Source organism: Neisseria sp. LACPHL-SPEC-2024-00856 (assembly GCF_047915665.1).
Classification (GTDB): domain Bacteria; phylum Pseudomonadota; class Gammaproteobacteria; order Burkholderiales; family Neisseriaceae; genus Neisseria; species Neisseria polysaccharea.
Genome location: NZ_JBLRPR010000014.1, coordinates 1 through 15,282 on the forward strand (window position 1 = coordinate 1; position 15,282 = coordinate 15,282).

16 protein-coding genes and 1 pseudogene are annotated in these 15,282 nt (G+C 49.8%); 11 read left to right on the forward strand and 6 right to left on the reverse strand.

All coding sequences use genetic code 11. The annotated features are described in order from the left end of the window. Positions 1–127: 127 nt before the first annotated feature. Positions 128–1,135, reverse strand: coding sequence for an IS5 family transposase (locus tag ACNAU7_RS09630; RefSeq protein WP_416302093.1), 1,008 nt, complete (start codon positions 1,133–1,135; stop codon positions 128–130). 607 nt (positions 1,136–1,742) lie between these two features. Beyond that, entirely contained in the window at positions 1,743–2,075 is a 333-nt protein-coding gene (locus tag ACNAU7_RS09635) for a hypothetical protein (protein ID WP_234403240.1), read from the reverse strand. Between ACNAU7_RS09635 and ACNAU7_RS09640 the strand changes: the two genes are divergently transcribed. The 3 genes from ACNAU7_RS09640 to ACNAU7_RS09650 all read left to right on the forward strand — a co-directional run bounded on the left by ACNAU7_RS09640 (position 2,061) and on the right by ACNAU7_RS09650 (position 4,160). After that, positions 2,061–2,213: a hypothetical protein gene (locus ACNAU7_RS09640; protein WP_199904211.1), complete on the forward strand. Its 153-nt coding sequence runs from the start codon at positions 2,061–2,063 to the stop codon at positions 2,211–2,213. The genes ACNAU7_RS09635 and ACNAU7_RS09640 overlap by 15 nt on opposite strands. 335 nt (positions 2,214–2,548) lie before the next feature. Next, positions 2,549–3,604 (forward strand): 3-deoxy-7-phosphoheptulonate synthase AroG, encoded by a 1,056-nt coding sequence (gene aroG, locus ACNAU7_RS09645; protein ID WP_416302094.1) that lies wholly within the window; start codon positions 2,549–2,551, stop codon positions 3,602–3,604. Positions 3,605–3,671: 67 nt separating this feature from the next. Next, on the forward strand, positions 3,672–4,160 hold the full coding sequence (locus tag ACNAU7_RS09650) for a dihydrofolate reductase (RefSeq protein ID WP_416302108.1): 489 nt from the start codon (positions 3,672–3,674) through the stop codon (positions 4,158–4,160). 29 nt (positions 4,161–4,189) lie between these two features. Here ACNAU7_RS09650 and ACNAU7_RS09655 read toward each other — a convergent pair whose 3' ends face one another. Next, complete coding sequence (locus ACNAU7_RS09655; RefSeq protein ID WP_416302095.1) at positions 4,190–4,666, reverse strand: CYTH domain-containing protein; 477 nt, start codon at positions 4,664–4,666, stop codon at positions 4,190–4,192. A gap of 11 nt (positions 4,667–4,677) precedes the next feature. Further along, positions 4,678–5,106, reverse strand: a complete 429-nt coding sequence (locus ACNAU7_RS09660; RefSeq protein WP_118821809.1) for a CopD family protein — start codon at positions 5,104–5,106, stop codon at positions 4,678–4,680. A gap of 111 nt (positions 5,107–5,217) precedes the next feature. Between ACNAU7_RS09660 and ACNAU7_RS09665 the strand changes: the two genes are divergently transcribed. The 3 genes from ACNAU7_RS09665 (at position 5,218) to ACNAU7_RS09675 (ending at position 9,930) form a co-directional block, all read left to right on the forward strand. After that, on the forward strand, positions 5,218–5,463 hold the full coding sequence (locus ACNAU7_RS09665; RefSeq protein WP_416302096.1) for a hypothetical protein: 246 nt from the start codon (positions 5,218–5,220) through the stop codon (positions 5,461–5,463). Between the two features lie 680 nt (positions 5,464–6,143). Then, the gene (locus ACNAU7_RS09670) at positions 6,144–8,216 is read left to right on the forward strand and encodes an autotransporter outer membrane beta-barrel domain-containing protein (RefSeq protein WP_416302097.1); all 2,073 of its coding nucleotides are present in this window, start codon (positions 6,144–6,146) and stop codon (positions 8,214–8,216) included. A 301-nt stretch (positions 8,217–8,517) separates the two neighbouring features. After that, positions 8,518–9,930: a surface lipoprotein assembly modifier gene (locus ACNAU7_RS09675; RefSeq protein WP_416302109.1), complete on the forward strand. Its 1,413-nt coding sequence runs from the start codon at positions 8,518–8,520 to the stop codon at positions 9,928–9,930. A 66-nt stretch (positions 9,931–9,996) separates the two neighbouring features. Here the strand turns inward: ACNAU7_RS09675 and miaB are convergent, their stop codons facing one another. After that, positions 9,997–11,325 (reverse strand): tRNA (N6-isopentenyl adenosine(37)-C2)-methylthiotransferase MiaB, encoded by a 1,329-nt coding sequence (gene miaB, locus ACNAU7_RS09680; protein WP_304674947.1) that lies wholly within the window; start codon positions 11,323–11,325, stop codon positions 9,997–9,999. A 306-nt stretch (positions 11,326–11,631) separates the two neighbouring features. Here miaB and ACNAU7_RS09685 point away from each other — a divergent pair, with 306 nt between their 5' ends. The 5 genes and pseudogenes from ACNAU7_RS09685 (at position 11,632) to hemL (ending at position 14,207) form a co-directional block, all read left to right on the forward strand. Further along, positions 11,632–12,066, forward strand: a complete 435-nt coding sequence (locus ACNAU7_RS09685; protein ID WP_416302098.1) for a hemagglutinin — start codon at positions 11,632–11,634, stop codon at positions 12,064–12,066. Then, positions 12,047–12,355, forward strand: a complete 309-nt coding sequence (locus ACNAU7_RS09690) for a hypothetical protein (protein WP_081451152.1) — start codon at positions 12,047–12,049, stop codon at positions 12,353–12,355. The genes ACNAU7_RS09685 and ACNAU7_RS09690 overlap by 20 nt, the downstream gene beginning before the upstream one ends. Next, positions 12,297–12,419 (forward strand): annotated as a pseudogene (locus ACNAU7_RS09695) (filamentous hemagglutinin); the annotation flags it as partial. The gene ACNAU7_RS09690 and the pseudogene ACNAU7_RS09695, both read left to right, overlap by 59 nt. 28 nt (positions 12,420–12,447) lie before the next feature. After that, complete coding sequence (locus ACNAU7_RS09700; protein WP_416302099.1) at positions 12,448–12,861, forward strand: glucosamine-fructose-6-phosphate aminotransferase; 414 nt, start codon at positions 12,448–12,450, stop codon at positions 12,859–12,861. Positions 12,862–12,923: 62 nt separating this feature from the next. Then, positions 12,924–14,207: a glutamate-1-semialdehyde 2,1-aminomutase gene (hemL, locus tag ACNAU7_RS09705; RefSeq protein ID WP_416302100.1), complete on the forward strand. Its 1,284-nt coding sequence runs from the start codon at positions 12,924–12,926 to the stop codon at positions 14,205–14,207. 496 nt (positions 14,208–14,703) lie between these two features. On the opposite strand, the gene orn is transcribed toward hemL, so the two are convergent. Beyond that, a complete protein-coding gene (orn, locus tag ACNAU7_RS09710) occupies positions 14,704–15,267 on the reverse strand; it encodes an oligoribonuclease (protein WP_416302101.1) in 564 nt (187 codons plus the stop codon). Positions 15,268–15,282: the final 15 nt, after the last annotated feature.

Genomic DNA, 15,282 nt, shown 5'->3' on the forward strand with positions numbered 1-15,282 from the left:
TTCCCCCCAACAACCGAAACCCCAACACAGGTTTTCGGCTGTTTTCGCCCCAAATACCTCCTAATTTTACCCAAATACCCCCTTAATCCTCCCCGGATACCTGATAATCAGGCATCCGGGCTGCCTTTTAGGCGGCAGCGGGCGCACTTAGCCTGTTGGCCGCTTTCAACAGGTTCAAACACATCGCCTTCAGATGGCTTTGCGCACTCACTTTAATCAGTCCGAAATAGGCTGCCCGGGCATAGCGGAACTTACGGTGCAGCGTACCGAAGCTTTGTTCGACTACATAACGGGTCTTCGACAAATATCGGTTGCGTTTGGTTTGCGCCTCCGTCAGCGGACGGTTGCGGCAGGCTTTGCGCATAATACCGTCCAGCAGTCGATGCTCTTCCAGATGTTGCCGGTTTTCCTTGCTGTCATAGCCCTTGTCGGCATAGACGGTCGTACCTTCGGGCAGTCCTTCCAACAAAGGCGACAGGTGTTTGCACTCATGGGCATTGGCGGGGGTAATGTGCAGTTTCTCGATATAGCCTTCCGCATCGGTACGGGTATGTTGTTTGTAACCGAGTTTGTAGAGGCCGTTTTTCTTTATCCGGCGCGCATCTTTGTCCTTACTCGGTGTGGTTTGGCCGCTGATTTGTCCTTTGTTATCGACTTCTATAGCCTGACGCTGTTTGCTGCCGGCAGTCTGAATAATGGTGGCATCAACGACAGCGGCGGATGCTTTCTCTATTTTTAAACCTTTTTCGGTCAGTTGTCGGTTAATCAGTTTGAGCAATTCGGACAGGGTGTCGTCTTGCGCCAGCCAATTGCGGTAGCGGCATAAGGTACTGTAATCGGGGATGCTCAGTTCGTCGAAACGGCAAAACAGGTTGAAATCGATGCGGGTGATGAGGCTGTGTTCGAGTTCGGGATCGGAGAGGCTGTGCCATTGTCCGAGCAGGACGGCTTTGAACATGGATAGCAGTGGATAGGCGGGACGGCCGCGGTGGTCTCGGAGGTAACGGGTTCTTTGACGATTCAGGTATTGTTCGATCGGCTGCCAATCAATCACCTGATCCAACTTCAATAGTGGGAAGCGGTCGATGTGTTTGGCAATCATGGCTTGGGCGGTTTGCCGGAAGAAGGTACTCATGGAAAATCCCCTAAATGTCTTGGTGGGAATTTAGGGGATTTTGGGGAATTTTGCAAAGGTCTTAGGCTACCTGAAAAGTTTGGGAGATTTTCAGGTAGCCTTTGGTATTGGGCGCAACGGATGCAGGTACAGATTAGGTGGTGCGCCGTAATCACACGAATGCTGATTCAACCCAAGCAAACATCAGTATTTGGAAAGCAGGTGTTTGATGGAGCAAAGGTTGTACGAAGGGAGGAAGGATTTGTTCGTACGATTACGCCACTTGAGGTGGCTAATTGTACTTACCCGGGTTTCAGGTAACCTTTGGGTGTTTGGTATGGTCGCGCTTGAAAAAACGTGTTTTAAGGGACAAATGCCGTCTGAAAATTGGTTTTAAGACGGCATTTTCGGTTTGTGTGAAACAATGAGGTAAACTGCACTACGGAATACTTCCCTTGGAAATGGGAAAAGGCAGCATTTTTATGCTGCTTTTTATACGCAAGGGAATTAGAACGTTGCGGCTACGCGGAAGCCGTACTCGTTAAACTTTTCGCTGTCTGTTTTGGTTTTGGTAGTATTCGAGACAAATTCGGCAGACTTGCGGATTGCGCGGTGGTGGTAGTATGGGTCAAACTCTACTTTCACCATCTGCTCGCAGAGTGAGGCGTTTGCTTTTGGGACAGGCGTAGCCGCAGCACTTTTCTCCCAGATAACGTTTAACTTGGACGCACTCCAGACCGACACCGCCACGGAAACGTGTGGATTCTCCGAGCGGTTGGGTGTAGGTATGGCCGGCATACACGCTAGCTGTTTTGCCTATTGCGCCGTTAGCGATGCGTGCATTCCCTCCTTTGTCGTCTGCATTGTTTTTGCCTCGGGCGTACTCTGCTTCAAAACGCATACCGTGGCGTAGCATGTCCGCACGGAAACTGATAACCGGATTGCATTGTTTTTCTTTCAAATTGCCGGCAGCGGCTTTGCCTTTGCCATAACCGGCAAAGACTTTGTACTCGCATTGTCAATGAAATCGGGGATTTCTGTCATTGCGGCGGCGGAAACGGCTGCCAATGGGCGTGTAAGTAAGGTTTTTTTGCAATGAAGCTAAGTTAAAAAGATTGCGGGGGGATACCTGCTTCTCAATTAAATTATTTTTTTCAAGTAATGAGTTTATCTCCTTTTCAAGGGGTTTCGGGTATTTGCGGTTGTTCCGGTTTTAGGTTTGCCCGAATGAATGGCGAGTATTGTTTTTATCAATTTATTTTCTTTTTATTTGGAATAAAATTTCTAAAATATTAAAAATATGAAATTTAAAATCTATAAAAAAAGCTTTGTCGGTTATTTTGGAATAAAATAGCTTTGCGGTGGACTGTTGAGCTTGTTATGCTTATACAAACCATGTAATCTATATGCAAAACCAATCAGGAAAGATACCCGATGACACACCATTACCCCACTGACGATATTAAGATTAAAGAAGTTAAAGAACTGCTGCCGCCGATTGCCCATCTTTACGAGCTGCCAATTTCCAAAGAGGCTTCGGGTCTGGTTCACCGTACGCGCCATGAGATTTCGGATTTGGTGCATGGTAAGGATAAACGGCTCTTGGTCATTATCGGGCCGTGTTCGATTCACGATCCAAAAGCGGCGTTGGAATATGCGGAGCGTTTGTCGAAACTCCGCAAGCAGTATGAAAACGAGCTTTTGATTGTGATGCGAGTTTATTTCGAGAAGCCGAGAACGACGGTGGGTTGGAAAGGTTTGATTAACGACCCGCACTTGGACGGAACATTCGATATCAATTTCGGTTTGCGTCAGGCGCGCAGTCTGTTGTTGTCCCTGAATAATATGGGCATGCCTGCCTCTACCGAATTTTTGGATATGATTACACCCCAGTATTATGCCGACTTGATTTCTTGGGGGGCAATCGGTGCACGGACGACTGAAAGCCAGGTCCACCGTGAATTGGCAAGCGGTCTGTCCTGTCCCGTCGGCTTTAAAAACGGTACAGATGGTAATTTGAAGATTGCAATCGATGCAATTGGTGCGGCGAGCCATTCCCATCATTTCTTGTCTGTAACTAAAGCCGGACATTCCGCCATTGTCCATACCAGTGGCAATCCAGATTGTCATGTTATTTTGCGGGGCGGTAAAGAGCCGAATTATGATGCGGAACACGTCAGTGCTGCGGTTGAGCAGTTAAAGGCGGCCGGTGTAAACGATAAGCTGATGATTGATTGCAGCCATGCTAACAGCCGCAAGGATTATACCAAGCAGATGGACGTGGCACGGGATATTGCCGCCCAATTGGAACAGGACGGGAGCAATATTATGGGTGTAATGGTAGAAAGCCATTTAATAGAAGGCAGACAGGATAAGCCGGAAGTTTACGGTAAGAGCATTACCGATGCGTGTATCGGTTGGGATGCGACTGAAGAACTGTTGGCATTGTTGGCGAGTGCCAACAAAATACGTATTGCTCGGGCAAGTTGAGATTTTTGATACGGAATATCATAAAATGCCGTCTGAAGCTTTCAGACGGCATTTTTATGGAGACGACATGACTAAAATAACCTTAATTGCAGCGTGTGCGGAGAATCTGTGCATTGGGGCGGGAAACACCATGCCTTGGCATATTCCGGAAGATTTTGCATTTTTCAAAGCATATACCTTGGGGAAACCGGTGATAATGGGACGGAAAACATGGGAGTCTTTACCAGTCAAACCCCTGCCTGAAAGAAGAAACATTGTTATTAGCAGGCAGGAGGATTATTGCACGGCAGGTGCGGAAACGGCGGTAAGTTTGGAGGCTGCATTGGCATTGTGTGCCGGTGTGGAGGAAATCGTCATTATGGGCGGTGCGCAGATATACGCACAAGCGATGCCGTTGGCGACTGACTTGCGGATAACCGAAGTCGGCCTGACTGTGGAAGGTGATGCGTTTTTCCCTGAAATAGACCGGATGCATTGGAAAGAAGCGGAGAGGACGGAACGCCGTGTCAGCAGCAAAGGCGTTGCATATACATTCGTGCATTACCTCAAGGGATAACCGCAAGGCAGATGCCGTCTGAAGCCGTTTCAGACGGCATTTTTCCAGCTTGAGAACGGGTGTTTGCTCAAGTACGCATTGGTAAACATGCCGTCTGAAGTGATTTCCCGTCCCAGCCAGTCCGGCCGGTCAAAATCGGCATTCTCGTCGGGCAACTCGATTTCTGCGACGACCAAAGGCGCGTTTTCGCCAAGAAAAACATCGATTTCAAACAGGCTGCCGCTCCATCTGACCGGATAGCGCCATTTTTCCATTTTAAACGGGCACATCGTTTCCATCATCTTTTCCGCATCTGCAAGCGGGATTTCGTATTCAAACTCACTGCGGCTGAGTTCCGAAATATAGCCTTTCAGTGTCAGCCACGCCCGTTGTCCGACAATACGGACACGGACGGTACGTTCTTTCTCAACAGAAAGATAAGCCTGTTTCAAGAGCAGCGGCTCATCGGCGTATTGATGCCATTTGTCATTTTCAATCAAAAAGCGGCGTTCGATTTCTACCGGCATAAGATGCTCCGTCAAAACGGTTTGAACACAACTAGGTAAAGCGCACCTATCATCAGCAGTACAGGGATTTCGTTAAATACGCGATACCAGCGGTGTGAGAAAGTATTGCTGTAATTCTGAAAACGACGCAGCAGCACGCCGCAATACAGCTGATAGGCCAAAAGCATCAAGCCCAAACACAGTTTGACATGTACCCAACCGCTGCCCCACCAGCCGGCGGCAAACGGTATCGCCGCGCCGAACACGACCGCGCCGAAGCCCAACGGCGACATAAAACGGTACAGCCGCACCGCCATCCCCGACAGGCGCACATACTCGGGATTGCCGCGCGGCGCATCAATCATCGCCATATTGACGAAAATCCTCGGCAGGTAGAACAGCCCTGCAAACCACGAAATGACAAAAAACAAGTGAAACAGCTTGAACCAAGAAAACATCATCGCCCACACCCTGCCGAAAAGCGGTATTGTACAGGCAAACCGCTTGGGAAACGTGATAAAATCAGGCGGATAAACAAATCAAATAAATCCTTACCGCAAAACGGAGGCAAAATGCTCAAATCCATCGAACTCAATTCACACATCCGCAACCGGCTTACTGAATATCTGAAAAGCCGCGGTTTGGATTTTCAGACGGCAATGCAGGAAGAAGAAAGCAACAAAGAAATCGCCGCCATCGTCCACAGCGGTCTGCCCACTCTGGTACGCAAACTGTATTCCGAACAAAAAATGCAGAAGTTTTTTTGGGAAAAGCGGGATTTGATTGCCGACTACATCAGCCGCCGGATGCAGGGATAGGCGGCTGAAATCTGTTTTCAGGCAAATGAAAAGACAATATGGCAGATTGAAATTACGCTTATCGTCATTCCCGCCTGCTCGGGAATCCGACTTGTCTGGTTTCGGTTATTTTTCTTTTCGTAACTTTTGAGCCGTCATTCCCGCGCAGGCGGTAATCCGGCTTGTTCGGTTTCGGTTCTTTTTCTCGTTTCGGGTGATTTCTAAACCGTCATTCCCGTGCAGGCGGGAATCTAGGTCTTTAAACTTCAGTTTTTTCCGATAAATTCTTGCAGCATTAAAATTCTAGATTCCCGCTTTCGCGGGAATGACGGCGGAGGGTTTTTAGTTTTCCCGATAAATGCACATCATCCAAAATCCCGTTATTCCCACAAAACAGAAAATCAAAAACAACAATCTGAAATTCCGTCCTTCCCGCCCGTGTGGGAATCCGACTTGTCCGGTTTCGGTTCTTTTTCTCGTTTCGGGTGATTTCTAAACCGTCATTCCCGCGCAGGCGGGAATCCAGACCTTCAAACCCCGGCCATCCCCGATAAATTCTTGCAGCATTAAAATTCTAGATTCCCACTTTCGTGGGAATGACGGCGGAGAGGTTTTTTGTTTTTCCCGATTTTTCATTGTGGTGTAGTGTGATGTAGTATATAATCATTATAATTTCAACACTTGACAAAGGAAAATTTCTCATGACACTGAAAGCAAGCAAGCAAGCAAGCGGTCGGGTTAATCTATTAACATTATCTGTTTTATCGCTGTTTTGCACGCCATATGCTTGGGGTTCGGATGCGTACGATCCCGTCAAAGAAGCCGAGATTAAAAACAAATTTATTTTAGAAGCGGCGGAAGACAGAAATTCCCACGTTTGGCGCGGCCCGTGCAGCATATCTTTTGATTGCTTCGGTGCTTTCAGTTATCAGCCCGGTTCAAATACTCGTTCTACCGAAATCGGCAACGATACCGATTTTTCATTTTCAGACAAGCCGGTAAACGGTGTTTCTCATTATTTTTCCAGCGGCAAAACCGATCAAAATTCATCCGAATACGGGTATGACGAAATCAATATCACGGGTAAAAACTACAATAGCGGCATCCTCGCCGTCGATAATATGCCTGTTGTTAAGAAATATATTACAGATCATTACGGGGCTGATTTAAAGCAGGCAGTTAAAAAGCAATTACAGGATTTATACAAAACAAGACCCGAAGCTTGGGAAGAAAATAAAAAAATAGTTGAGGAAGCGATAATAAAACAATATGGAATACCTAGAAATAAAATTAATAAATTTAGAAAAGTTATTGATCCAATTATAGAAGAAGCTGTACTCACTCCTCATAGTAATACAACACCGACCAATCTCGACAACATCTTCAATAAAAAATTACACGTCAAAATCGAAAACAAATCCCACGTCGCCGGACAGGTGTTGGAACTGACCAAGATGACGCTGAAAGATTCCCTTTGGGAACCGCGCCGCCATTCCGACATCCATACGCTGGAAACTTCCGATAATGCCCGCATCCGCCTGAACACGAAAGATGAAAAACTGACCGTCCATAAGGATTATGCGGGCGGCGCGGATTTCCTGTTCGGCTACGACGTGCGGGAGTCGGACGAACCCGCCCTGACCTTTGAAGACAAAGTCAGCGGACAATCCGGCGTGGTTTTGGAACGCCGGCCGGAAAATCTGAAAACGCTCGACGGACGCAAACTGATTGCGGCGAAACAAGCCGATAAAGATGCGTTTGGTTTGGATAAAACTTATAAAACCGGGCTGTACGAATTATTGCTCAAACAATGCGAAGGCGGATTTTGCTTCGGCGTGCAGCGTTTGGCCATCCCCGAGGCGGAAGCGGTTTTATATGCCCAACAGGCTTATGCGGCAAACACTTTGTTCGGACTGCGTGCCGCCGACAGGGGCGACGACGTGTATGCCGCCGATCCGTCCCGTCAAAAATTGTGGCTGCGCTTCATCGGCGGCCGGTCGCATCAAAATATACGGGGCGGCGCGGCTGCGGACGGGCGGCGCAAAGGCGTGCAAATCGGCGGCGAGGTGTTTGTACGGCAAAATGAAGGCAGCCGGCTGGCAATCGGCGTGATGGGCGGCAGGGTCGGCCAGCACGCATCAGTCAACGGCAAAGGCGGTGCGGCAGGCAGTTATTTGCATGGTTATGGCGGGGGTGTTTATGCTGCGTGGCATCAGTTGCGCGATAAACAAACGGGTGCGTATTTGGACGGCTGGTTGCAATACCAACGTTTCAAACACCGCATCAATGATGAAAACCGTGCGGAACGCTACAAAACCAAAGGTTGGACGGCTTCTGTCGAAGGCGGCTACAACGCGCTTGTGGCGGAAGGCGTTGTCGGAAAAGGTAATAATGTGCGGTTTTACCTGCAACCGCAGGCGCAGTTTACCTACTTGGGCGTAAACGGCGGCTTTACCGACAGCGAGGGGACGGCGGTCGGACTGCTCGGCAGCGGTCAGTGGCAAAGCCGCGCCGGCATTCGGGCAAAAACCCGTTTTGCTTTGCGTAACGGTGTCAATCTTCAGCCTTTTGCCGCTTTTAATGTTTTGCACAGGTCAAAATCTTTCGGCGTGGAAATGGACGGCGAAAAACAGACGCTGGCAGGCAGGACGGCACTCGAAGGGCGGTTCGGCATTGAAGCCGGTTGGAAAGGCCATATGTCCGCACGCATCGGATACGGCAAAAGGACGGACGGCGACAAAGAAGCCGCATTGTCGCTCAAATGGCTGTTTTGATGCGTCGGGAAATGTTTTGACGCACAGGCGGCACACCGGCACGGCACCGCGCGTCGCCCCGCAAACCAATCCGAACCCTGCCGCCCCGAAGGGCGGGGCATAATGATGAAACCGGCGGAAAACCGCCGGTTTTTTGCTGCCGTCTGAAACCCGATTCTGGCTTCAGACGGCATTGTCGCGGCATCGGGCGGCAGGGTTTGGAACAGCGGCATAAAAAACTGATACAATCCGCTGGTTGATAATGGTTATTTTTTATTTTTATTTTTGTGGGAAGACATTTATGCCTGCACGAAACAGATGGATGCTGCTGCTGCCTTTATTGGCAAGCGCGGCATATGCCGAAGAAACACCGCGCGAACCGGATTTGAGAAGCCGTCCCGAGTTCAGGCTTCATGAAGCGGAGGTCAAACCAATCGACAGGGAGAAGGTACCGGGGCAGGTGCGGGAAAAAGGAAAAGTTTTGCAGATTGACGGAGAAACCCTGCTGAAAAATCCCGAATTGTTGTCCCGCGCGATGTATTCCGCAGTGGTCTCAAACAATATTGCCGGTATCCGCGTTATTTTGCCGATTTACCTACAACAGGCGCAGCAGGATAAGATGTTGGCACTTTATGCACAAGGGATTTTGGCGCAGGCAGACGGTAGGGTGAAGGAGGCGATTTCCCATTACCGGGAATTGATTGCCGCCCAACCCGACGCGCCCGCCGTCCGTATGCGTTTGGCGGCAGCATTGTTTGAAGACAGGCAGAACGAGGCGGCGGCAGACCAGTTCGACCGCCTGAAGGCGGAAAACCTGCCGCCGCAGCTGATGGAGCAGGTCGAGCTGTACCGCAAGGCATTGCGCGAACGCGATGCGTGGAAGGTAAACGGCGGTTTCAGCGTTACCCGTGAACACAATATCAACCAAGCTCCGAAACAGCAGCAGTACGGCAACTGGACTTTCCCGAAACAGGTGGACGGCACGGCGGTCAATTACCGGCTCGGCGCGGAGAAAAAATGGTCGCTGAAAAACGGCTGGTACACGACGGCGGGCGGCGACGTGTCCGGCAGGGTTTATCCGGGGAATAAGAAATTCAACGATATGACGGCAGGTGTTTCCGGCGGCATCGGTTTTGCCGACCGGCGTAAAGATGTCGGGCTGGCAGTGTTCCACGAACGCCGCACCTACGGCAACGACGCTTATTCTTACGCCAACGGCGCACGCCTTTATTTCAACCGTTGGCAAACCCCGAAATGGCAAACGCTGTCTTCGGCGGAGTGGGGGCGTTTGAAGAATACGCGCCGGGCGCGTTCCGACAATACCCATTTGCAAATTTCCAATTCGCTGGTGTTTTACCGGAATGCGCGCCAATATTGGACGGGCGGTTTGGATTTTTACCGCGAGCGCAACCCCGCCGACCGTGGCGACAATTTCAACCGTTACGGCCTGCGCTTTGCCTGGGGGCAGGAATGGGGCGGCAGCGGCCTGTCTTCGCTGTTGCGCCTCGGCGCGGCGAAACGGCATTATGAGAAACCCGGCTTTTTCAGCGGTTTTAAAGGGGAAAGGCGCAGGGATAAAGAATTGGACACATCCTTGAGCCTTTGGCACCGGGCATTGCATTTCAAAGGCATCACGCCGCGCCTGACGCTGTCGCACCGCGAAACGTGGAGTAACGACGTGTTTAACGAATACGAGAAAAATCGGGTGTTTGTCGAGTTTAACAAAACGTTCTGATGTTCGTTGCAAAGTGAGAAATGCCGTCTGAAACGCTTCAGACGGCATTTTTACAGTGGGGAAGACTTAGGCTTCGACAATTTTGCCGCGCAGGGAGAAGGTGTAGGCCTCGGTGATTTCCAAATCGATCATTTGGTTGATCATGTCGGGTGTGCCGGTAAAGTTGACAACGCGGTTGTTGGCGGTACGGGCTTGCAGTTGGTCGGGGTCTTTTTTGGAGATGCCCTCGACCAGGCAGCGTTGAACCGTGCCGACCATGGTTTGGTTGATGCGCGCGGTTTCGGCTTCGATGACTTCGTTCAAAGCTTCGAGGCGGCGGACTTTTTCTTCATGCGGTGTATCATCGTGCAGGTTGGCGGCAGGCGTGCCAGGGCGCGGACTGTAAATAAAGACGAAGCTCAAGTCGAAGGCAATGTCTTTCACCAGTTTCAAGGTTTGCTCGAACTCGCGCTCGGTCTCGCCCGGGAAGCCGACGATAAAGTCGGAGCTGAGGCACAAATCAGGACGGATGGCGCGCAGTTTGCGGATGATGGATTTGTATTCCAAAGCGGTGTAGCCGCGTTTCATCGCGCTCAATACGCGGTCGGAACCGCTTTGAATCGGCAGGTGCAGGTGGGAAACCAGCTTCGGCAGGTCGCGGTAGCACTCGATAATCGCGTCGGTAAATTCGCGCGGATGGCTGGTGGTAAAGCGCAGGCGTTCGATGCCGGGGATTTCGTGGACGATGCGCAACAAAGTGGCAAAGTCGCAGATTTCGCCGTCGTCCATTTCGCCGCGATAGGCATTGACGTTTTGGCCTAAGAGGTTGATTTCTTTAACGCCTTGTTGCGCCAAACCGGCAATCTCGGTCAATACGTCGTTGAGCGGGCGGGAGAATTCTTCGCCGCGGGTGTAAGGGACGACGCAGTAAGAGCAGTATTTGGAACAGCCTTCCATAATGGAAATGAATGCCGAACCGCCTTCTACGCGCGCAGGCGGCAGGTGGTCGAATTTCTCGATTTCGGGGAAGGAAATATCGATTTGCGAGAGACCGGTGGTTTCTTTATCGACGATGAGTTTGGGCAGGCGGTGCAGCGTTTGCGGGCCGAAAACCACGTCCACATACGGAGCGCGTTTGACGATGTTCTCGCCTTCTTGCGAGGCGACGCAGCCGGCAACACCGATGATGAGGTCGGGATTTTTTTCTTTGAGCGGGCGTACGCGTCCCAAATCGGAGAAGACTTTCTCTTGCGCTTTTTCACGCACGGAGCAGGTGTTGAACAAGATGATGTCGGCGTCGTCGGGCTGGGTAACCTGCTCGATGCCGCCGTGTTCTTCGGCAAGGACGGACAGCATTTTTTCGCTGTCGTACTCGTTCATTTGGCAACCGAAGGTACGGATAAATACTTTTTTCATGGTTTGTGTCTTTCTCAGGCAGCCGTAATTGCGGGGCTGATTGTTGTTGGAATGAAAAAATTTCAGACGGCATGACGGTGCCGTCTGAAAATCGGTGCGGATTATAGCACGATGTGGGTTTTGTAAACAGAATATTGTTTTTAATATGAATTTATCCGGTTTTGATGGCTGTATTCGGTTGATACCAGTAATCACAGTCGTGGGGGAATTACAGCAGGCGTTTCCTTAAAAGATTGGGTAAATAATCAAAAACAAAATGGCATTGCCCCAATCAGAAAAGCACGTTTCTATGGTACAGCCACAAATGTGAAGAATGATTACGCCGATGTTTTACAGAAAAACGGCTATACCTATACGGGTGCAGACGGTAAAACTTATAACAGCGGAGCCTATTCGATTATGCATAACAAGGATTTTATTGGTAATAGATCGACAATGTGGATACCGCCATTTTTCTTGTTAGGGAATAATGACACCACACAAGGTACATGTAAGGGGTTTTGCTATCCGCATAGCAGTTATTTTGCAGAAGTGCCTGAACAGTACCAAAGGAATAAGAATGGGGATATTTTTGAGAAAAATGGCGAACCTGTTTTAACGGAAGCTTGGAAAGATTATAAGTTAATATGGAGCGAACCGACCGAAAAAGATGAAAATGGTAAATACATCAACAAATATATTCCTAAATTAATCAACCCAAACAAACCAAATGGAGAAAAATATGAAGAAAAACCATTTTAATATAGCATTACTTTTTGTTTCCACCATGATGCTAACAGGATGTTTTGGTCATTGTGCGGATTTTAATTGCACGAGACTTAATCCACGCTGGGTGAAATCAGTTCATAATTGTCGATCAAATAACTATAAAGTTGTGTTATCGGCAATAGGAAGTAAATTTAACTATCAATCAACAAGCCAAGTTCAAGATAGTGACATTGGGCAACATATTTCTGGACAATGTACTTACTATGATGGCAGATACGATGTTCGCAAAGATAAGCAGTATGGACATTTGTTTGCAAAATGATTACGCCGATGTTTTACAGAAAAACGGCTATACCTATACGGGTGCAGACGGTAAAACTTATAACAAATGTTTGGCTTTAATGGGAGGTGTGTATGAAACCGGCTGTGTGGGCGGCATTGCTGCTGTGTGCGTGTACCAGTAATTTCGGCGACAGGGAACATCAGTTCCTGCGTGATCAGACGGAAGAGGGAATCGCACAAACGGTTGTTAAAGGCAAAACGACCCGGGCGGAGGTAGAGGCACGTTTCGGGAAGCGCAACCCTTTCGGCTGTTATGCCTATCATGAAGTCAGCCTGCCTATTTATAATTTTTTGCCGACCAATTTCATTTATATGAAATCAGAACGCCGGCATTGGGAGTGGTGTGTGGATTACGACGGGGAGGGAGTTGTCCGGGACTACCGCTTTACACATAAAGTTGAAAAAGACGAGCGTTCCGTCATCCGGGATACGGTTGACGTCATCCGCAAAGAAGCGGGCAAATCCTTGGCGAAACCTGAAAAATGATAAAATAGCTTTTTCTGTTTCAGAACCTAAAACCTGCCTTTGGATGGAATTTAAGGATATATATGAACCGTAACGAAATTTTATTCGACCGCGCCAAAGCCATCATCCCCGGCGGCGTGAATTCCCCCGTCCGCGCATTCGGCAGCGTCGGCGGCGTGCCGCGCTTTATTAAAAAAGCCGAAGGCGCGTATGTTTGGGACGAAAACGGCACGCGCTACACCGACTATGTCGGCTCTTGGGGCCCTGCGATTGTCGGACACGCGCACCCCGAAGTCATCGAAGCCGTGCGCGAAGCTGCCTTGGGCGGTTTGTCGTTCGGCGCGCCCACCGAGGGCGAAATCGTCATCGCCGAAGAAATCGCCAAAATCATGCCGTCCGTCGAACGGCTGCGCCTTGTCAGCTCCGGTACCGAAGCCACCATGACCGCCATCCGTCTGGCACGCGGCTTTACCGGCCGCGACAAAATCATCAAGTTTGAAGGCTGCTACCACGGCCATTCCGACAGCCTGCTCGTCAAAGCCGGCAGCGGACTGCTGACGTTTGGCAACCCGTCTTCCGCCGGCGTGCCTGCCGACTTTACCAAACATACTTTGGTACTCGAATACAACAATATCGCCCAGCTGGAAGAAGCCTTTGCCCAAAGCGGCAATGACATTGCCTGTGTGATTTTGGAGCCTTTTGTCGGCAATATGAATCTGGTTAGGCCGTCTGAAGCCTTTGTCAAAGCCTTGCGCGAATTGACTGAAAAACACGGTGCCGTGTTGATTTACGACGAAGTGATGACCGGCTTTCGCGTGGCGCTGGGCGGCGCGCAATCTTTGCACGGCATCAAACCCGATTTGACCACCATGGGCAAAGTGATCGGCGGCGGTATGCCTTTGGCGGCGTTCGGCGGCCGTAAAGACATTATGGAATGTATTTCCCCGTTGGGCGGCGTGTATCAGGCAGGTACATTGTCCGGCAATCCGATTGCGGTTGCAGCCGGTTTGAAAACGCTGGAAATCATTCAGCGCGAAGGCTTCTATGAAAACCTGACTGCCTTGACCCAACGCCTCGCCAACGGTATTGCCGATGCGGCTAAAACATATGGTGTTGAGTTTACGGCGGATAGCGTGGGCGGTATGTTTGGTTTGTATTTTGCCAGCCATACGCCGCAAAACTATGCTGATATGGTGCGTTCCAATATCGACGGTTTCAAACATTTCTTCCACGGTATGCTCGACCGCAATGTCGCATTCGGCCCGTCAGCTTACGAAGCCGGTTTTGTTTCCGCCGCGCATACGCCTGAGCTGATTGACGAAACGGTTGCGGTTGCGGTTGAAGTGTTCAAGGCGATGGCTGCATGATGTGTTGACGGACAGGGTTTCTCTGTTCGATTTGTTTGGCAGATTGAAGTAAGAATGCACACCGCCGTCATTCCCGCGCAGGCGGGAATCCAGACCTTTCAGTTTCTGTAATGATTGAAAATAACGTGCCGAAATCAGCCGCACCCGGCAGGAAGCCGCCGCCACCTGAAACAATGCCGTCTGAAGCCTTCAGACGGCATTTTATCGGAAGCGCATCAGAAAAAACGGATAGCGACATATGCGGTAAAAGCAAGGGCAATTACATAGATAAACCCCTTTATAAATTCAAAAGTCTCATCTATATCGCTATATTTTTCTTTCAGTTCGTCAGATTTTCGATAACGTTTCATTTTCAAGACCACTTCATGACCAACAAGCCCGACCTTCCGGATTCCCGCCTGCGCGGGAATGACGGGCGTGTATATTTTTGATTTCAATCTGCTGTAAAAATGCCGTCTGAAATGCAAACTGCGTTTCAGACGGCATTTTTTGTTTCTTATTCCGTATCGGGTTTGGTGGCGGAAATCAGGAAGTGTTCGCGGTAGTGGCGCATTTCTTCGATGCTTTCCAAAATGTCGTCCAATGCCTTGTGCGAACCGCGTTTGACGACGCTTTTGGCAACGGGCGGATTCCAGCGTTTGGCAAGCTCTTTGAGCGTGGAAACGTCAAGGTTGCGGTAGTGGAAGTAGTTTTCCAGTTTCGGCATATATTTGACCATAAAACGCCGGTCTTGGTGGATGGAGTTGCCGCACATCGGCGTGGCGCGTTCGGGTATCCATTCCGACATAAAGTCCAGCAGTTTCTGTTCGACTTCGGCTTCGGTATGCGACGATTCGCGCACGCGCTGCGTCAGCCCCGTCCTGCCGTGTGTGGCGGTGTTCCACTCGTCCATATTGTCGAGCAGCTCGTCGCTTTGGTGGATGGCATAGACTTCGGATTGCGCCAATACATTTAAATCCGAGTCGGTAATAATCATCGCGACTTCGATAATGCGGTCGGTTTCGGGATTCAGCCCCGTCATTTCCATATCGAGCCAGCAGAGGTTGTTTTTATCCTGCACGGTGTTTCCTTTGCT